This is a genomic window from Allobosea sp. P1_A7 (assembly GCF_056406775.1).
Genome location: NZ_JBFTZN010000001.1, coordinates 70,998 through 88,477 on the forward strand (window position 1 = coordinate 70,998; position 17,480 = coordinate 88,477).

At 65.7% G+C, this 17,480-nt stretch carries 16 protein-coding genes; 5 read left to right on the forward strand and 11 right to left on the reverse strand.

The features are described from left to right. Positions 1 to 47 precede the first annotated feature (47 nt). The 8 genes from AC1D34_RS00315 to AC1D34_RS00350 form a co-directional block, all read right to left on the reverse strand. Positions 48 to 2,345 (reverse strand): NADP-dependent malic enzyme, encoded by a 2,298-nt coding sequence (locus AC1D34_RS00315; protein WP_476823188.1) that lies wholly within the window; start codon positions 2,343 to 2,345, stop codon positions 48 to 50. 118 nt (positions 2,346 to 2,463) lie between these two features. Beyond that, the gene (locus tag AC1D34_RS00320) at positions 2,464 to 3,483 is read right to left on the reverse strand and encodes an ABC transporter ATP-binding protein (protein WP_084651134.1); all 1,020 of its coding nucleotides are present in this window, start codon (positions 3,481 to 3,483) and stop codon (positions 2,464 to 2,466) included. Then, positions 3,480 to 4,466: an ABC transporter ATP-binding protein gene (locus AC1D34_RS00325; protein ID WP_441489120.1), complete on the reverse strand. Its 987-nt coding sequence runs from the start codon at positions 4,464 to 4,466 to the stop codon at positions 3,480 to 3,482. The genes AC1D34_RS00320 and AC1D34_RS00325 overlap by 4 nt, the downstream gene beginning before the upstream one ends. A 4-nt stretch (positions 4,467 to 4,470) precedes the next feature. Next, entirely contained in the window at positions 4,471 to 5,397 is a 927-nt protein-coding gene (locus AC1D34_RS00330) for an ABC transporter permease (RefSeq protein ID WP_441489121.1), read from the reverse strand. Then, positions 5,394 to 6,371 carry an ABC transporter permease gene (locus AC1D34_RS00335; protein ID WP_069877289.1) on the reverse strand — a complete coding sequence of 326 codons (978 nt, stop codon included), beginning with the start codon at positions 6,369 to 6,371 and terminating at the stop codon, positions 5,394 to 5,396. The genes AC1D34_RS00330 and AC1D34_RS00335 overlap by 4 nt, the downstream gene beginning before the upstream one ends. Positions 6,372 to 6,522: 151 nt before the next feature. Next, entirely contained in the window at positions 6,523 to 8,115 is a 1,593-nt protein-coding gene (locus AC1D34_RS00340; RefSeq protein ID WP_476823189.1) for an ABC transporter substrate-binding protein, read from the reverse strand. Positions 8,116 to 8,259: 144 nt separating this feature from the next. After that, on the reverse strand, positions 8,260 to 8,496 hold the full coding sequence (locus AC1D34_RS00345; protein ID WP_038361355.1) for an Lrp/AsnC ligand binding domain-containing protein: 237 nt from the start codon (positions 8,494 to 8,496) through the stop codon (positions 8,260 to 8,262). 50 nt (positions 8,497 to 8,546) lie between these two features. After that, positions 8,547 to 9,371 carry an alpha/beta hydrolase gene (locus tag AC1D34_RS00350; protein ID WP_476823190.1) on the reverse strand — a complete coding sequence of 275 codons (825 nt, stop codon included), beginning with the start codon at positions 9,369 to 9,371 and terminating at the stop codon, positions 8,547 to 8,549. 150 nt (positions 9,372 to 9,521) lie between these two features. On the opposite strand from AC1D34_RS00350, the gene AC1D34_RS00355 reads away from it, so the two are divergent. After that, the gene (locus tag AC1D34_RS00355; protein ID WP_476823191.1) at positions 9,522 to 10,523 is read left to right on the forward strand and encodes an asparaginase; all 1,002 of its coding nucleotides are present in this window, start codon (positions 9,522 to 9,524) and stop codon (positions 10,521 to 10,523) included. Positions 10,524 to 10,620: 97 nt separating this feature from the next. Here the strand turns inward: AC1D34_RS00355 and AC1D34_RS00360 are convergent, their stop codons facing one another. Further along, complete coding sequence (locus tag AC1D34_RS00360) at positions 10,621 to 11,997, reverse strand: TIGR03808 family TAT-translocated repetitive protein (protein ID WP_476823192.1); 1,377 nt, start codon at positions 11,995 to 11,997, stop codon at positions 10,621 to 10,623. Positions 11,998 to 12,103: 106 nt separating this feature from the next. Then, positions 12,104 to 13,078, reverse strand: a complete 975-nt coding sequence (gene meaB / locus AC1D34_RS00365; RefSeq protein ID WP_476823193.1) for a methylmalonyl Co-A mutase-associated GTPase MeaB — start codon at positions 13,076 to 13,078, stop codon at positions 12,104 to 12,106. A gap of 109 nt (positions 13,079 to 13,187) precedes the next feature. Between meaB and AC1D34_RS00370 the strand changes: the two genes are divergently transcribed. The 3 genes from AC1D34_RS00370 to AC1D34_RS00380 all read left to right on the forward strand — a co-directional run bounded on the left by AC1D34_RS00370 (position 13,188) and on the right by AC1D34_RS00380 (position 16,448). Further along, on the forward strand, positions 13,188 to 14,351 hold the full coding sequence (locus AC1D34_RS00370) for an alpha/beta hydrolase (RefSeq protein WP_476823194.1): 1,164 nt from the start codon (positions 13,188 to 13,190) through the stop codon (positions 14,349 to 14,351). A gap of 144 nt (positions 14,352 to 14,495) precedes the next feature. Further along, a complete protein-coding gene (locus AC1D34_RS00375; protein WP_441489129.1) occupies positions 14,496 to 15,497 on the forward strand; it encodes an alpha/beta hydrolase in 1,002 nt (333 codons plus the stop codon). A gap of 57 nt (positions 15,498 to 15,554) precedes the next feature. Beyond that, positions 15,555 to 16,448, forward strand: coding sequence for an alpha/beta hydrolase family protein (locus tag AC1D34_RS00380; RefSeq protein ID WP_476823195.1), 894 nt, complete (start codon positions 15,555 to 15,557; stop codon positions 16,446 to 16,448). A 3-nt stretch (positions 16,449 to 16,451) separates the two neighbouring features. On the opposite strand, the gene AC1D34_RS00385 is transcribed toward AC1D34_RS00380, so the two are convergent. Beyond that, positions 16,452 to 16,910, reverse strand: a complete 459-nt coding sequence (locus tag AC1D34_RS00385) for an Lrp/AsnC family transcriptional regulator (RefSeq protein ID WP_441489131.1) — start codon at positions 16,908 to 16,910, stop codon at positions 16,452 to 16,454. 150 nt (positions 16,911 to 17,060) lie between these two features. Between AC1D34_RS00385 and AC1D34_RS00390 the strand changes: the two genes are divergently transcribed. Further along, positions 17,061 to 17,480 (forward strand): PLP-dependent transferase (locus tag AC1D34_RS00390; protein ID WP_476823196.1); only part of this gene is annotated, 420 nt, incomplete at its 3' end.

Consider the following 17,480-nt stretch of genomic DNA (forward strand, 5'->3'; position numbering starts at 1 on the left):
GAGCACCGCAGAATGGCAGGAAACGGCGCCGCTGCAACGCCTCCTGACTAGGCTGGCGAAGCCGCAGCGCGTTCCTGCGCCTCGACCACGGCCACGGCCGTCATGTTGACGACGCCGCGTGCCGTCACCGAACCGGTCAGGATATGCACCGGCTTGGCCGCTCCGATCAGGATCGGGCCGACCGGGAGCGCGTCCGCGAGCACCTTGGCGAACTGGTAGGCGATGTTGGCGGCGTCGAGATTCGGGAAGATCAGCACATTGGCGACGCCCTTGAGATGCGAGGAGGGCAGCACCCTGTCGCGCACCATCGGCAGGAGGGCGGTGTCGGCCTCCATCTCACCGTCGCATTCGAGTTCCGGCGCGCGCTCGCGGATCAGGCAGACCGCCTTGCGCATCTTCAGCGAGGAGGGGGTGTCGGCCGCGCCGAAATCCGAATGCGAGAGCAGGGCGATCTTGGGCGTGATGCCGAAGCGCGAGACATGGCTCGCCGCGATCACCGCCATGTCGGCGATCTCCTCGGCGGTCGGATCATGCTTCACATGGGTGTCGGCCAGGAAGAAGGCGCCCTTGTTGGTGATGATCAGCGTCATCGCCGAGATGTCACGTGCGCCGGGCGCAAGCCCGATGATGTCCTTGATGTGCCGCAGCCGCGACAGGAAGCGCCCTTCCAGGCCGGTGATCATGGCATCGGCCTCGCCGCGCATCACCGAGAGTGCCGCGATCACCGTGTTGTTGGTGCGCACCAGCACGCGTGCGGCCTCCGGCGTGATGCCCCGCCGGCCGGCGATCTCGAGATAGGTCTGCACGTAGTCGCGATAACGCGGATCATCCTCGGGGTTGATCACCTCGCAATCGATGCCTGGCCGGATCGTCAGGCCGAAGCGCTTCACCCGGGTTTCGATGACGCTCGGGCGGCCGATCAGGATCGGCACGGCCATGCCTTCCTCCAGCGCCACCTGAGCGGCGCGCAGCACGCGCTCATCCTCGCCCTCGGCGTAGATGACGCGCTTGGGGTCGGCCTTCGCCTGCGCAAAGAGCGGCTTCATGATGAAGCCGGAACGGAAGACGAAGCGCGACAGGTCCTCGCGATAGGCCTCGATATCGGCCAGCGGCTTGCGTGCGACGCCCGTATCCATCGCAGCCTGCGCGACTGCCGGGGCAATGCGCAGGATCAGGCGCGGATCGAACGGATTCGGGATCAGCGAGGTCGCGCCGAACGTCTGCGACTCGCCGCCATAGGCGCGCGCCGCGATGTCGGATGTGGCCTCCCGCGCCAGCGATGCAATCGCGCGCACGGCGGCGAGCTTCATCGCTTCGTTGATCGTCGTGGCGTGCACATCGAGCGCGCCGCGGAAGATGTAGGGGAAGCACAGGACGTTGTTGACCTGGTTCGGATAGTCCGAGCGGCCGGTGCAGATCATCGCGTCAGGACGTGCGGCAAGCGCATCCTCCGGCGTAATCTCCGGGTTCGGGTTGGCCAGCGCCAGGATCAGCGGACTCGCCGCCATGCGCTTGGCCATCTCGGGCTTCAGAACGCCGGCGGCAGACAGGCCGAGGAAGACATCGGCGTCGCCGATCACGTCGCTGAGCGTCCGCGCATCGGTCTCCTGCGCATAGACCTCCTTCCAGCGGTCCATCAGCGTGTTGCGGCCCTTGTGGACCACGCCTTCAAGGTCGGTGACCCAGATGTTCCGGCGCCTGGCCCCGAGCTCGACCAAAAGGTTGAGGCAGGCAAGCGCGGCTGCGCCGGCGCCGGAGACGACGATCTTGACGTCGCCGATCTGTTTTCCCGCGAGATCGAGCCCGTTCAGGATCGCGGCACTGACGATGATCGCGGTGCCGTGCTGGTCGTCATGGAAGACCGGGATGTTCATCCGGACCTTGAGCTGCTCCTCGATCTCGAAGCATTCGGGACCCTTGATGTCCTCGAGGTTGATGCCGCCGAAGGTCGGTTCCAGCGCCGCGACGACATCGACGAATTTCTCGATGTTCTTCTGGTCGACCTCGATGTCGAAGCAGTCGATCCCCGCAAATTTCTTGAACAGGACCGCCTTGCCCTCCATCACCGGCTTGGAGGCGAGCGGGCCGATATCGCCGAGGCCGAGAACGGCCGTGCCGTTGGTGATGACGGCGACGAGGTTCTGGCGCGAGGTCAGTTCGGCGGCTTCCGCCGGGTCGTCGACGATCGCCTCGCAGGCGGCAGCCACACCGGGAGAATAGGCGAGCGCCAGGTCGCGCTGGTTGCCGAGAGGCTTCGTTGCCTGGATCTCGAGCTTACCGGGCCGGGGCAGGCGGTGGTAGACGAGCGCGCCCGAGCGAAGATCCGTCGACAAGGTGCTTTTCATCGTCCTGCGTTCCTGGCTCCACGGCCCAAGGCCAAATCAGCTTGGAGGTCGCCCGGAAACGCGGTGCCGTCAAGCGTGCCGGGGGCAACAATCATTCAACCGAAACGACAGGATCGCTTCAGGCCGCCATCGCTCCGACGCCGCCGTCATGCAAGTGACAGGCCGCGACATGGCCGGACGCGATCGTTTTCAGCGCCGGCCGCTCCGCCTTGCAGCGCGGCCCGGCATGCGGGCAGCGCGGGTGGAAATGGCAACCTGATGGCGGGTGCAGCGGCGAGGGGATCTCGCCGCTGACCGGCGCAAAACGCTTCTTGCGAGCCGTGATCGTCGGCACATTGGCGAGCAGTGCCTGGGCATAGGGGTGCTGCGGCCCCTTGAAGAGGGCGGCGGCGGGCGCGGCCTCGACGACACGGCCGAGATACATGATCACGACCCGGTCCGAGAGGTGCCGGACGACGCCGAGGTCGTGGCTGATGAAGAGGTAGGTCAGGTTGAGTTCGTCGCGCAGCTTCATGAAAAGATTCAGGACCTGGGCCTGAATCGAGACATCGAGAGCAGCCACGCTTTCGTCGCAGACGAGGAATTCCGGCTTCACCGCCAGCGCTCTCGCGATGCCGATGCGGGCACGTTGGCCGCCCGAGAACTGGTGCGGATAGCGCCGCTTATAGGTCGGGTCGAGGCCGACGCGATTGAGAATATCGTCGACATAATCCGCCTGGCCGGCGCGTGTCGTCAGCCCGTGCACGACGGGCGCTTCGCCGACGATGTCGCTGACCCGCATGCGCGGGTTGAGCGAGGACATCGGGTCCTGGAAGATCATCTGGATCGCCAGCGTCGCAGCGTGGCGCTCCTCGGTGCCCATCTCGTCGGTATAGCGCCCGCGCCAGCTCACGCGGCCGGCGCTCGCCTTGTGAATCCCCGCGACGACCCGTCCGAGCGTTGATTTGCCGCAGCCGGATTCGCCTACCAGCCCGACGACCTCGCCGGCCCGGATCGAGAGATCGACGCTGTCGACCGCGTGCACGACCTCTTCGGTATTGCCGGCGCCGAACCAGTTCGCGAATTTCGCGGCCGCGTCGAGCGGTTTGGCGAAGCGCTTCGAGACGCTTTCGAGGGTGAGGATCGGTGTATCGTTCATGCCGCAACCCCGGTTCCGCTCAGGGGATGATGACAGCGCACGCCGCGCTCGCCGGGGAAAGCCGTCGTGGCTGGCGCGATCGTGAGGCAGTCGCCCTGAGCGTAGTCGCAGCGTGGGGCAAAGGCGCAGCCCTGCGGCAGGCGAGCGAGCGAAGGCGTCGAGCCCCTGATCTGGCGCAGCATCTCACCAGGTTCCCCCTCGCTCGGCAGCGAGCCGAGCAGGCCGGCGGTATAGGGGTGCAAGGGCGTGTCGAGCACGGGATCGACCGCGCCCGCCTCGACGATGCGGCCGGCATACATCACCGCGATCCGGTCGGCGAGCCCGGCGACGACGCCGAGGTCATGGGTGATCCAGACCAGGGCAGTCCCGGTTTCGGCACAGAGGGATTGCATCTCGGCAAGGATCTGGCTCTGGATGGTGACGTCGAGCGCGGTGGTCGGCTCGTCGCAAATGATCAGCGGTGGACGATGCAGCAGCGCGATCGCGATTGCGACACGCTGGCGCATGCCGCCCGAGAACTGGTGCGGATAGGCATTCAACCGCTCTTCGGGCGAGGGGATGCCGACCTTGGCGAGGGCATCCCGGGCGCGGGCCCGCGCTGCCTTGTGCGAGACCTTCTCGTGGGCGGTGACGGCTTCGATCATTTGCGTGTCGATGCGCAGGACCGGGTTCAGCGTCATCATCGGATCCTGGAAGATCATCGCGACCTCGCGACCGCGGACCTTCCGGAATTCGTCCTCCCCGAGGCCGACGAGCTCCTTGCCGTTGAGCTTGATCGAGCCCTCGACAATGCGGCCGGGGGGATCGATCAGCCCCATGATCGAGAAGCCGGTGACCGATTTGCCCGAACCGGATTCGCCGACCAGGCCGAGCACTTCCCCGCGACGGACATGGAACGAGACCCCGTCGACCGACTTCACCGTGCCGGCGCGGGTGAAGAAATGGGTCTTGAGATCGCTGACCTGGAGCACGTGATCGCTCATGGCTTCACTTCTCCAGGCGCGGGTTCAACACGTCGCGCAACCTGTCGCCGACCAGGTTGATCGAGACGATGGTCATGAGCAAGGCGAGGCCGGGGAAGACCGAGATCCAGTAGCTGCCCGAGATCATGTACTGGAAGCCGTTGGCGATCAGCACGCCGAGCGAGGGCTCCGTCTGCGGCAGGCCGACTCCGAGGAACGAGAGCGTCGCCTCCAGCGAGATCGCATGCGCGGTCTGCACGGTCGCGATCACGATGACCGGGGCGAGGCAGTTCGGCAGGATATGGCGGAAGACGGTGCGCGCATGGGAGAGGCCGAGCGACTGCGCCGCTTCGACATATTCCTTGCGGCGCTCGACCAGCGCGGAGCCGCGGACGGTGCGGGCGTAATAGGCCCATTGCACGATGACGAGGGCAATGATGATCTTGTCGACGCCCTTGCCGAGCGCAGCGACCAGGATCAGCGCGACGAGGACCGAGGGCAGCGATAGTTGCAGGTCGACGAGCCGCATGATCACGGTCTCGACCTTGCCGCCGGCGTAGGCGGCGATCAGTCCGACGGTCATGCCGACGGTCGCGGCAATCAGCCCGGAGAAGGCCCCCACCATCAGCGAAATGCGCAGGCCGTAGAGAATGCCGGAGAGCAGATCGCGGCCGACACCGTCGGAGCCCAGCCACATCGTAAAGCCCTCGCCGGCCACGGCGCCTGGCGGCTGGCGGGAGTCCATCACATCGACCGCCGCGAGGTCATAGGGGTTTTGCGGGGCGATCAGCGGCGCGGCGAGCGCCAGCAGCACGATCGTCGCGAAGACCAGGAGGCCGATCAGCGCAACGCGATCCTCGATGAAGCTGCGGACGAAGCGCCGCAGCGGCGTCTCTTCCCTGGCCGGCGCGGTCGGGGTCGTCGTGACCGTGGGCAGACTGGTCTCGCTCACGTGCTGGCCTCCGTCAGGCGGACGCGCGGATCGAGCGCGGAATAAACGAGATCGACCAGCAGGTTGATCGTCACGAACAGCACGACGACAACCATGACATAGGCGACGATGACCGGTCGATCGAGCCGGGTGATCGCCTCCAGAAGGAGGCGGCCCATGCCGGGCCAGGCGAAGATCGTCTCCGTCACCACGGAAAAGGCGACGAGCGAGCCGAATTCGAGCCCGAGCACTGTGACGATCGGGATCATGATGTTCTTCAGGATGTGGACGCCGATGATCCGGCTCTGTGAAAGGCCCTTGGCACGGGCGAATTTGACATAGTCCATCAGGGCCGCCTCGCGTGCCCCGGCCCGTGCCAGGCGGATGACAAGCGAGATCTTGAGCAGTGCGAGGTTCAGCGCCGGCAGGGCCACATGCTGCCAGCCGTCGAGCGTCAGCAGCGAAGTCTCGATGCCGAAGACGGAGACGGTTTCGCCCCGGCCCGTGGCGGGGAACCAGCCCAATCCGACGGCAAAGGCGAGGATCAGCATCAGCCCGACCCAGAATGTCGGCAGCGAGAAGCCGAGGATCGAGATCGCCATGATCGCGCGCGAGGCCTTGCTCTCCGGCTTCAGCCCCGCATAGAGGCCAAGCGGCAGCCCGATCACGATCGCCATGAAGAGCGCGACAAGGGCGAGTTCCAGCGTCGCCGGCATGCGCGACAGGATGAGCTTGATCGCGGACTCGCCATGCACGAAGGAGCGGCCGAGATCGCCTTGCATGGCATTCTTCAGGAAGATCAGGAACTGTTCCCAGATCGGTCGGTCGAGGCCGAGCGAGCGGGCCGTTTCGGCGATCTGCTCCTGGTTCATCTCCGGCGAGACGAGCATGTAGATCGGGTCGCCGACGACGTTCACGCCGAAGAAGACGATGACCAGCATCGCGCCGATGACGAAGAGGGCCTGCGCCAGGCGACGAAGGATGAAGGCAGCCATCGGGTTGGTTCCTTCGCGAGCGGGATGGTGTGCGCGAACGCAGCGCTCAAAACAGCGTGGCCGGGTTTGCTCCGACCCTTCGGTGACCAGCGGTCATCGGCGAGAGGTTCCCGGGCCTGAGCCCGGGAACGACGTCAATCCGCCGACGCGGTCACTGCTTGGTGACGGAGGTCGCGAGCGTGTACTCGTCGGAGCGCGGCTCGACCTTGAAGCCCTTGCGGGCAGCCCAGGTGTTGAGCTGGAAATGTGTCGGGATCAGCCCGACATCGTTCATGCCGATCTCCATCGCCTCGCCGAAGATGGCATCGCGCTTCTTGTCGTCGACCGTGCGCAGGCCTTCCTCGACCTTCGCGTCGAAGGCCGGATTGGAGTAGCGGCCGCGATTGGTCGCTCCCATGCCCTTCTGCGGGTTGAAGGTCGCAAGCAGCGCCTTGAGCGAGTCCGAGGACTCGCCCGTTCCGGCGGCCCAGCCGACGAGGATGAAGGAGAATTCCGGTACATTGCCCGCTGCGCCCTGCGAAGCGCGGGTGAAGAAGTTGGCCGGGGGCAGCGTCTCGACCTCGGTCTCGATGCCGAGCCGCGCGAACATCTGGGCGACGGCCTCGATGATCTTGGTGTCGTTGGTGTAGCGCCCGTTCGGCCCGTGCATCTTCATCTTGAAGCCGTTCGGGTACCCGGCCTCGGCCAGCAGCTTCTTGGCGCCGGCGAGATCGAAGGCGACCGGCTTCAGGTTCTTGGAGGTGCCGAAGAATGAATCGGGCAGGAGCTGGCCGGCGGGGATCGCCTCCTTCTCCATGATGCGCTCGACGATGCCCGGCCGATTGATCGCCATCGACAGCGCCTTGCGGACGCGGACATCCCTCAGCGGATTCTTGATCTCGGAGCCGTCCTTGCCCTTGATGAAGGGCGAGACGTCGCGGAAATGGTCCATGTGGAAATAGACCACGCGGTTCGAGACCTGGCTGACGACGTTCAGGTTCTTGTCGCCCTTGAGCTTGGCGACATCCGAGGTCGGAACGGCTTCGATCATGTCGACATCGCCGGCGAGCAGGGCCGCGACCCGGGTGGGCGCCGAAGTGACGATACGGAACGTCACCTTCTTCCAGAGATCCTTGCTGCCGCCCCACCAGCTGTCATTGGCGGTCATGACGACGCGGTCGCCCGAGACGAACTCGGCCTGCTTGTAGGGGCCGGTGCCGCCCGCCGCGCATTTACCGGCGTTGAATTCCTCGGTGGTGGTGTCCTTGCACTTGGCGGAGATGACGCCGAAGGTCGAAAGATCGGTCGGCACCAGCGGCGCCGGCGCGGCGGTCTTGATGCGGATCGTGTAGTCGTCGACCTTGCTGATCTCCTTGCCGCGGACATAGGCCGAGAAGCTCGAGGGGCTCTTGGGCACGTTCGGCGCGCGCTGGAACGTCGCGAGCACGTCGTCGGCGGTGAAGGGCGAGCCGTCATGGAACTTGACGTTCTGGCGGAGCTTGAACTCCCAGGTCGTGTCGTCGATCGCGTTCCAGCTTTCGGCGAGGCTGGGCACCAGCCGCTGCGAGGCGTCCTGGCCGACCAGCGGCTCGTAGATGTGCCGGGCCAGCATGTTGTTGGGGGTCAGGTTGTGATAGTGCGGGTCCATCGCGCTCGGCTCGGCCGAGATGCCGATGCGCAATTCCTGCGCGACAGCGCCACCCGCGACCAGAGACAGCGCCGCGGCCATGGCGGCGCGGCTGGCGAATGTAGCGACGTTTCTCATTGAAAGAACCTCCCGAGTTCAGTGGATATTTTGGCGGATCGGTGCCGGCATGGCCAGCAGCCTCCGCGTGGAGAATGTCCTTCTCCACGGATTCGTAGGGCCGGAGCATGCCTGCACGTGGCAGGATGAGGTCGGTAAAGGGCCTCAGAACGCCTTGAAGGTGATGATCGTGTGCGTGTCGGCGATCTCGGGGATCGACTGCACCTTCTGCGCTACGAAATGGCCGATATCGACATCCGCGGCGACGTGGAACTTGGCCAGGATGTCGTAATTGCCGGCGGTCGAATAAATCTCCGAGGCGATCTCGCGATCGGCGAGTTCGCTGGCGACCTCATAGGTCTTGCCGAGCTTGCATTTGATCTCGACGAAGAAGGTCTGCATCACGCGCTCCGAAAATCCTGTCCCTCTGGATAGAGCCTCGCGCCGGAAGATCAAGCGCCTGCGAGTTCGGCGAGGCGCTTGCTCATTGCGCTTTCGGGGTCGGGAAGATCGGCAAGGACGGTGAAATGGTTCGCGCCGTCGATCTCGCCATAGTGCGTCCTGACGCCTTCCAGGCCCCAGACATCGGTGATGCGGCGGCTCTGCTTCAGGTATTCATCGCTCTCGGCCCCGCCGACCACGGCGTCCATCAGCAATCCCGAGGGGGCCGGCCAGAACAATGGGCTCTCCCGCTCGGCCGATTCCATGTCGAGTCCGAGCGCCTTGTTGATACTGGTCTCGGTCAGGGGCTTCAGGTTGTAGAGGCCGGAGATGCCATAGGCTGCCGGCACCAGCTGGTCCGGCAGGTCGGGGTCGACATTCTTCCAGTCGGTGGCGAGCAGGCAGGCGGCGAGATGCCCGCCCGCCGAATGGCCCGATGCCACGATCGGCCGGTTGAACTGCCGCCAGAGGGCCGCCGCCGCCTGCTGCAGCTCCCAGACGATGTGGCCGAGCTCGACCTGTGGGCAGAGATCGTAGCCCGCGACCGCCATGGGGACGCCGAGCCGGTTCACGCCGCGCGCCATATGCGAGAAATAGGAACGGTCGAGCGCCTGCCAGTAGCCGCCATGGATGAAGAGCACGATGGCGTTGCCCTTGACCGCCTCGGGCTTGAACAGGTCGTAATGTTGCCGCTCGCCCGGGCCATAGGAGATGCCGAGTTCGCTGACCGCGATACCGCGATAGGCCGCGGCGTCCGCCTGCCAGCCGGCAATGATTCCAGGATGCTCCGGCACGCGGGCGCGGTTATTGTATTCTGTCTCGTAATCCGTCGACATGGCTGGCTCGGCTTCTCCGGCTCTGCGGCTGCGGACCACGTCCTGAATCGCAGGCCACGCCAGTCTGCGCTATGGCTTTTGACAGGTCGAGACGCAAACGCCACAAGGCTGGGCACCATGTGCATGGCCTCTGCGAGCCTGGAGATCGTTATGGAAAACCCCGTTCTTGCCGAGGTGATGCGCGGCGCCGTCGTCGAATCGCGCCATCGCGGCGCTGCAATCGTGGTCGATGCGGACGGCGCTGTGGTGCTTTCGCTGGGGGATGTCGAGCGCCCCGTGTTCCCGCGCTCGGCGGTGAAGGCGATCCAGGCCTTGCCGCTGTTCGAGAGCGGCGCTGCCGACCGCTACGGTTTGACCGAAGCCGAGATCGCGCTTGCCGTCGCCTCGCATTCCGGCGAGCCGGCTCATGCCGAAACCTCGCTCGGCATGCTGAAGAAAGCCGGTCGCGATGCCGGTTGCCTCGAATGCGGTGCGCATTGGCCGATGAACGAGGCTGCGGCGCGCGCCATCTCCAAGGCAGGCCAGGAACCGACCGCTCTCAACAACAACTGTTCGGGCAAGCATGCCGGTTTCGTCTGCCTCTCCTGCGGCCTGGATGAGGACCCGACCGGCTACGTCAAGGCCGGCCACGCCGTCCAGAAGGCGGTGCGCGGCGCGCTCGAAGAGGTGACAGGCGCGGCCCACTCCGCCGATCTCATGGGCACCGACGGCTGCTCGATTCCGACCTATGCCGTGCCGCTGACGTCGCTGGCGCTGGGCTTCGCCCGTCTCGGCTCCGGCCACGGGCTTGGGCCGAAGCGCGCCGAGGCCGCACTGCGCATCCGCAAGGCGGTCGCTGCTCATCCCTTCATGGTCGCGGGAACCGGCCGGTTCGACACGCGCGCGATGGAACTCCTGCGCGAGCGCATCTTCATCAAGACCGGCGCGGAAGGCGTCTATTGCGGCGCGATTCCGGAACTCGGGCTCGGCATTGCGCTGAAATGCGATGACGGGGCAGGGCGCGCGGCCGAGGTGGTGATGGCCTCGCTGATCGGACGCTTCCTGCCGATGAGCGAGACGGAGGCGGCGAGTTTTGCGCCGCTGCGCGAAAGCGTTCTGAAGAACTGGAACGGCATCGAGGTCGGGCGGGTGAGGGCGGCAGCCAGCGCTTAAATCGTCGGATCGGATATCGTATCCGGTCCGATCGTCTACCCTTTCATGATCGCGTCGGCCTTCCCGAAGAACCGCTATCCACTTTCGGGCCGGTGCTTCAGCTCACCGCGTTGTTCTCGACACGGATGCCGGTCGCCCGCTTGTCAGCGCCTTGCGTCAGGTCGCCAGTGACGATCGTGCCGTATTCGGTGCCGAGGACGGCACCGAGCTTCGCGTCCGCAATGACATTGTTGGCGATCAGGGCGTTGCGTTCCTTCGGCACCAGCGAGACCGAGATGCCGATCCCGGTCTTGCGAACGATGTTGCCGGGGGCCACGAGGTTGCGCATGGCCCAGGACCAGCCGAGCGAGATGCCGACATCGCTGGCATTCTCCACGACATTGCCGGTCACGGCGGCCTCCGCCTCGACATGCACGCCCATGCCCCCGACCGGCTCCTTGCCCTTCGGGGCATAACCTTTCTGGGCGTTGCGGATGATATTGTTGGCGACGACGGCAAGCCGCCCACCGTGGTCGAGATTGGTGACGTTTATGCCCATGGCACAATCCTCCAGCAGATTGCCGCTGATGATGGCGCCCTCGAAGGTGAATTCCGAATAGAGCGCGGTCTCGCCGCAGCGCTTGCCCTGGTTGCCGATGATCTGGACGGTCGAACCGGAGTTGTTCCGGATGAAGGTCAGCGCGCAGTCGCGCAGGCTGTTGCTCTCGATGACGCCGCCGCCGGCGCGGAACAGGCTGATGCCGTTGCCATTGGGCCCGTCGCCGCCGGAATCCGAACGGATGCGGTTGATCCGGTTGCCGCGAATGAGCGACTGGTCGTCGCCCGCCTGGCTGCGCCAGATCTGGATGCCGTTATTGCCGCAATCCTCGATCTGGTTGCCTTCGATCGAAAGCCCGCGCGAATCGAGCGAGAACAGCGCCGATTCGCGCATGCTGCGAAACCTGCTGGCCTGGATCCGCCCCGCCGTTCGGGTCAGGACGAGGCCGACCGAGCCCGCATTGGCGAACTCGCATTCATTCAGGGTGAGCTCCAGGACCTCCTCGGCTGCCACAAGTCCGGCTCGCTCGCTGGCGCGGATGTCGAGCCCGTCGAGACTGAGCCCTGTCAGCGCCGTGCGCTTGATGCGGCGGGCGATGAGCAGCGGGCCTGCTTGCGCCGCGACGAGCTGCGTGGCGCCGGGGACACCGACCAGCCGTGAGCCCTCGGGCAGGATGACGTTGGACACGCGGTAGCGCCCCGGCGGCAGCAGCAAGGGCGCGCCGCGCCTGGCCGCTTCCGCAAGCGCATTCTGAAGTGGCCGCGACTGATCGTCGGAGGAGCCGGGGCGCAGTCCGAAATGAGTAGCCTCCAGTCCGAGCTGACCGAGCGCGCGCGCCGGTTCGCTCCGCGGTGCCTGCTGTGCCGCCGCCGGAACAACGGATCCTGCTGTCCCAAAACCGGTCGCGGCCAGCAGGGAACGTCGAGAAATCGCCATGAGGGCCTCCATGACGCCGCAGGCTTACAAGCCGCGTGCCGGCCTGGTTGTGCCGTTTCAGGCCCGCGCGCCGGCCGGCCAGCCCCATCCGTCGCGATCACTCACCTCAAAGGCCGAGCGCCCGCGCGATCTCGTCGGCCGCCAGGGTGGGGTTGAGTTCTCCTGCCCCGACGGCTGCTTCAAGCGCGGGGGTCCGTGCCTTGAGGACGGGATCATGGCGGAGCCTGGCGCGCAGGCGGTCTTCGACCATGGCCCACATCCATTTGACGTCCTGCTGGCGACGCTTCTCCTGGATCAGGTTCCTCGCACCCATCCGCTGGCGATGATCCTCGACCTTCGCCCAGAGCGCGTCGAGCCCATCGCCCGTCAGCCCCGAGACCGTCACCACCGGAGTGGGCCAGACGCTCGATACGGGAGCGAGAATGTGCAGGGCCGCGCGGTACTGCGCCGCTGCGGCCTTCGCCGCCACGGCTCCGGCGCCGTCCGCCTTGTTGACGGCGATCATGTCGGCGAGCTCGATGATGCCCTTCTTGATGCCCTGCAATTCGTCGCCGGCATTGGGCAGCATCAGCACGAGAAAGAAATCGGTGAGATCGGCGACCGCGGTCTCCGACTGGCCGACGCCCACCGTCTCGACCAGGATGACGTCGAAGCCGGCGGCCTCGCAGAGCAGCATCGTTTCGCGCGTCTTGGCTGCGACGCCACCGAGCGTGCCGGAAGACGGGGAGGGGCGGATATAGGCGCTGGGGTCGATGGCAAGGCGGGCCATCCGCGTCTTGTCACCCAGGATCGAACCGCCGCTCCGCGTCGAGGATGGATCGACCGCCAGCACGGCGACCTTGTGACCGAGCCCTGTCAGGTAGGTGCCGAGTGCATCGATGGTGGTCGACTTGCCGACCCCGGGAACGCCGGTGATGCCGACCCGGATCGATTTTCCGGTGTGCGGCAGCACCTGCTGGATCAGGGCATGGGCCTGCCTGCGATGATCGGCCCGGCGGGATTCCACGAGCGTGATGGCACGCGCCAGGGCGGCCCGTTCACCGGAGAGAATTGCATCGGCGAGGGTGGAGACGTCAGCCATGACAGGCACCTAGCAAGCCTTGGGCTCGGGCGACAAGCCGCGAGTTCGGTCATCACTGTGTCATCCGCGCCTCTTGAACATCCGCAACGTCAATGAGACGAGATCGGTCATGATGCGTGCGGCGTTCCGGGTTCGATTGATTGCGCTGGCCTTGCTGGCTCCACTTGGCCTCGCGGCATGCGGCGGCCCGCCCAGAGACCTGTCGCTCACCAGCGTCAATCCAGCCGGTATCGTCGGGACCGTGCGGATTTTCGTGGCCTCGACCCGTGAGATGGGGGCGGAACCGCAATATTTCACCGGAGAACGGGGACAACACCTCTCCTTCGCCAAGATCGATATCTCGGTGCCGAAGGCGCACAAGTCGGGTGAGCTCGAGCTTCCCGGCAGCTACGGCAAGACCAACCCGGCCGAGCATTTCGCGGTGACTTCGGTGGAGCGGATCGACCTCTCCCCGATTGTCGCGCGCGTCCGGCGCGAGATCGCGGCAAGGCCGGCAAAGGAGCGCGAGGTCCTCGTCTTCGTTCACGGCTACAACACGAGCTTTGCCGATGCGGCCTATCGTTTCGCCCAGATCGTCCATGACTCGGATTTCAAGGGCGTGCCGGTGCTGTTCACCTGGCCCTCGCGCGGGCAGCTATTGGCCTACCCTTACGACCGGGAAAGCGCCTTCTATTCCCGCGATTTCCTCGAGATGAACCTGCGCGCGATCGCCAAGGACCTCGGTCCGAGCCGCATCGACATCCTCGCCCATTCCATGGGAACGCAGCTGACGCTGGAAACCCTGCGGCAGGCATCCATTCGCGGCGACGGCAATTTCGGCGGAAAGCTCCGCAACGTCATGTTGGCTGCGCCCGATGTCGATCTCGATGTGTTCAAGACCGTGATGCGCGAGATCAAGACGCCGGTGACGGTCTTTGTCTCGGCCGACGACAAGGCGCTCGAATTTTCGCGCCGCTTCGCCGGCGACAAGAAGCGCCTGGGGGCGATCTCCGCGAGCGACAAGGATACGGTCGCGGAGCTGGCGAAATCCGGGGTCGATATCATCGATCTGTCCGAAGTCTCGACCAGCGACAGTCTCAACCACGGCAAGTTCGCCGCCTCACCCAAGGTCGTCCAGATGATCGGCAAGCGGCTGCAGGCGGACAGGGGAATCGCAATGCGCGGCCCTCAATTCGGCGATCGCCTGGGCGATATCGCCGGCGGCGTGGTCGGCACCGTCGGCGGCACGCTGGAGCTCGTGGTCACGGCCCCGGCTGCAATTATCCAGCAATAGAGCGGCTGTTGCACCAGGGACACGCGCGAGCCTTGCGCGAAGATTGCTGCAAGGTTGCCCCATTATGGCCGCGTTAGCTTGGCCTTAAGGCCGGGCTGGCCATTTCCGCCCGCATTCCTGCAACACTGGAATTCTCGATCGCCCATGTCCGCTGCGCGGCACGCCCCTTCCCGTCGCTTCGTTGCGCTTGCAGCGCTGCTTTCGCTCGCATTGTCGGCCTGCGCGCAGACAGAGGCGGCGATCTCGCCATTCTCGGAAACGGCCCATGCGGAGTCGTCCCCTTTCGGCAGAGAGCCGGTGCTCCTGGTCGCGACCACGCGAAAGTCTCTCGGTGACCGCGAGCCGTTCTTCGGGCCGGATCGCGGCACGGGCCTGAGTTTCGCCGAAGCGCGGCTTTCCCCTCCGGGACGCGGGGTTGTCGCGGCGACCGTCGGCAGCGACTGGCGCGTCGTCGGTGTCAGCAACCGGACCTCGACCAATGCGGCCCGTGCCTTCGGCGAGGCTGCGACCGGGCGTGACGTGCTGCTCTACGTCCACGGCTATAACGAGACATTCGAATCCGCCGCCCGCAGCGCCGGGCAGCTTTCGCATGCGCTGAAGTTCCAGGGGCGCACCGCGCTCTTCACCTGGCCCTCCGGCGGCAAGCTCTTCGACTACGGCTATGACCGCGAGAGCGCGCTGTGGTCGCGCGAGGGCTTCGTCCAGGCCCTGCGCGCCCTCGTCGCCAACCCGACCGTGGGGCGCATCCACATCGTCGCGCATTCGATGGGCACATTCCTGACGCTGGAAGGCCTGCGGGAGCTCCGGGACTCCGCCGACGTCTCCTCGCAGATCGGCTCGATCGTCTTCGCATCGCCCGATATCGACATCGACGCGTTCGAGCAGACGGTCTCGCGGCTGGGTCCGCTTGCCCAGCGCATGACCCTGATCATCGACCCCGATGACAGGGCCCTCGCCATCTCCTCGCGTATCGCCGGTGGCGTGGCGCGGGCCGGCGCGGCCGAGCGCTCGCGGCTCGAGGCTCTGGGCGTGCGTGTCGCCGACACTTCCGGCCGCGGCTGGAGCATGCTGAGGCATGATCTGTTCCTGACGGACAGCGAAGTGACGCAGGTGGTGCGGCGCGCCATGGACCGTACAGGCTCCTGAGGCTTGCGGAGCGGTTCGTCTTGGGGGCAGCATCGCGCTGCCTTCAGGGAGACGCCGATGCCACGAGTGTTGTTGCGCGCTGCGTGCCTGCTTGTGCTCATGCCTCTGGCCGGGCAGGCGCATGACCTGACCCCGTTCCAGGAAGCCGGGCGCTCGCATGTCCTGCATGAGGACGTTTCGCCCACCGGTACCGAGACCATCAACATCGAGACCTATGTGCCGCAGGCCTGCGCCGACAAGCGTTGCCCACTGGTGATCTCGCTGCACGGACTGCTGCGCAACGCCGCGTCGGCGCGCGACAGCTGGGTCGAGGCGGCAGACCGGCACGGCCTGATCATTGCCGCCCCGCATTTCGACAAGGAGCGCTTTCCGACACGCCTCTATCAGCAGGGCGGAGTCCAGGGGGAGCCGGACCGGGCGAAATGGGTCTACTCGGTCATCGAGCGCTTCTATGACCAGGCCTTGAAGAGCAGTCGTGTCACGGACACGGGCTATGTGCTGTTTGGCCATTCAGCCGGGGCGCAGTTCGTCCACCGCATGGCGATCCTGATGCCGGAGGCGCGGTTCTCGACAGCGGTCACCGCCAACGCCGGCTACTACACATTGCCTGTCGGCAAAGAGGCGGCCGGCGGCTTCAGCTACCCCTATTCGCTCGACGGCACGCCGGCGACCGAGGCGAGCACGAAGGCCGCCCTCGCCAAACCGACGCTGATCATGCTGGGCGACCAGGATACCGACCCGGGCCACCCGCAACTCAACAAGTCCAGGGGCGCAGAGGCGCAAGGCCCCAACCGCTTCGCGCGTGGAGAGAATTTCACGCGAGTTGCAGCCGCAGAAGCCAAGCGCCTCGGTGTTGCCAGCCCATGGCGCGAAATCGTCGTGCCGGGCGTCGGACACGAGCAGGGGAAGATGGCGAATGCGGCGGCGCAGGCGCTGTTTGGCGGCAGATAGGGCTCAGAGCGGTGGCAGGCCGTTGCGCTTCTTGATAGTCGCCATCGCGAAATTGGATTCGACCGAGTGGATGCATTTCAGCCGCGTGATCTTCTGCTTCAGGAAGCGCTCATAGCCCTCGATCCCGTCCGTCAGCACCCGCAACAGGTAATCCTGAGACCCGGTCATCAGGTAGCACTCGGCGACCTCGTTCCAGCTCTCGACGGCCTTCTCGAACTCGCTGATATGCTCCTGGGTCTGCTGGCTCAGGCGGATCGAGACAAAGACGCTGAAGGGTAGGCCATAGGCCTTGGGATCGACGACCGCGGCATAGCCCCTGATCACGCCCGTCTCTTCCAGTCGCTTCAGCCGGCGCAGGCAGGGCGTCGGCGACAGGCCGATCTTCTGTGACAGGTCCTGATTGGTGATGCGTCCGTCCTCCTGCAGCACGGCAAGCATACGGCGGTCTGTCGTATCGAGCATAAGATGCTCCTCGAATTCGATATCTGAGCAGGAAGATGCGCAAACGGGATGTAATCCCGACGGGATCATTCATGCAATGCCGCGCGGATCGGCCTAACCTGCCTTTCTGGTGCCGCAAGGTCGGCAGCCTGACCGGCAGAGGAGAGTGCGATGAGCCAGGACAATTATCACAAGGACCGCATCGCCAACCGCAAGCTCCATCCCGAGACGCTGATGATGGGCTATGGCTACTCGCCGGCGATGTCGGAGGGTTCGCTCAAGCCGCCGGTCTTCCTGACCTCGACCTTCGTTTTCGAGAGCGCCCAGCAGGGCAAGGATTTCTTCGACCTCACCTCGGGGCGCCGCCAGCTCAAGCCCGGCGAGAAGTCCGGCCTGGTCTATTCGCGCTTCAACCATCCAAACATGGAGATCCTCGAGGATCGCCTGGCAATCTGGGACGAGGCCGAACGCTGCGCGGTCTTCGCCAGCGGCATGGCGGCCATCGCAACGACCTGCTTCGCCTTCCTGCGCCCGGGCGACACCGTCATCCACAGTCGGCCGCTCTATGGCGGCACCGAGACGCTGCTGAAG

Bases quoted from the DNA above. Each gene is read 5' to 3' on its own strand.
- AC1D34_RS00315 (WP_476823188.1), bottom strand. From the start codon at position 2,345: ATGAAAAGCACCTTGTCGACGGATCTTCGCTCGGGCGCGCTCGTCTAC.
- AC1D34_RS00320 (WP_084651134.1), bottom strand. From the start codon at position 3,483: ATGAACGATACACCGATCCTCACCCTCGAAAGCGTCTCGAAGCGCTTC.
- AC1D34_RS00325 (WP_441489120.1), bottom strand. From the start codon at position 4,466: ATGAGCGATCACGTGCTCCAGGTCAGCGATCTCAAGACCCATTTCTTC.
- AC1D34_RS00335 (WP_069877289.1), bottom strand. From the start codon at position 6,371: ATGGCTGCCTTCATCCTTCGTCGCCTGGCGCAGGCCCTCTTCGTCATC.
- AC1D34_RS00340 (WP_476823189.1), bottom strand. From the start codon at position 8,115: ATGAGAAACGTCGCTACATTCGCCAGCCGCGCCGCCATGGCCGCGGCG.
- AC1D34_RS00345 (WP_038361355.1), bottom strand. From the start codon at position 8,496: ATGCAGACCTTCTTCGTCGAGATCAAATGCAAGCTCGGCAAGACCTAT.
- AC1D34_RS00350 (WP_476823190.1), bottom strand. From the start codon at position 9,371: ATGTCGACGGATTACGAGACAGAATACAATAACCGCGCCCGCGTGCCG.
- AC1D34_RS00355 (WP_476823191.1), top strand. From the start codon at position 9,522: ATGGAAAACCCCGTTCTTGCCGAGGTGATGCGCGGCGCCGTCGTCGAA.
- AC1D34_RS00360 (WP_476823192.1), bottom strand. From the start codon at position 11,997: ATGGCGATTTCTCGACGTTCCCTGCTGGCCGCGACCGGTTTTGGGACA.
- meaB (WP_476823193.1), bottom strand. From the start codon at position 13,078: ATGGCTGACGTCTCCACCCTCGCCGATGCAATTCTCTCCGGTGAACGG.
- AC1D34_RS00370 (WP_476823194.1), top strand. From the start codon at position 13,188: ATGATGCGTGCGGCGTTCCGGGTTCGATTGATTGCGCTGGCCTTGCTG.
- AC1D34_RS00375 (WP_441489129.1), top strand. From the start codon at position 14,496: ATGTCCGCTGCGCGGCACGCCCCTTCCCGTCGCTTCGTTGCGCTTGCA.
- AC1D34_RS00380 (WP_476823195.1), top strand. From the start codon at position 15,555: ATGCCACGAGTGTTGTTGCGCGCTGCGTGCCTGCTTGTGCTCATGCCT.
- AC1D34_RS00385 (WP_441489131.1), bottom strand. From the start codon at position 16,910: ATGCTCGATACGACAGACCGCCGTATGCTTGCCGTGCTGCAGGAGGAC.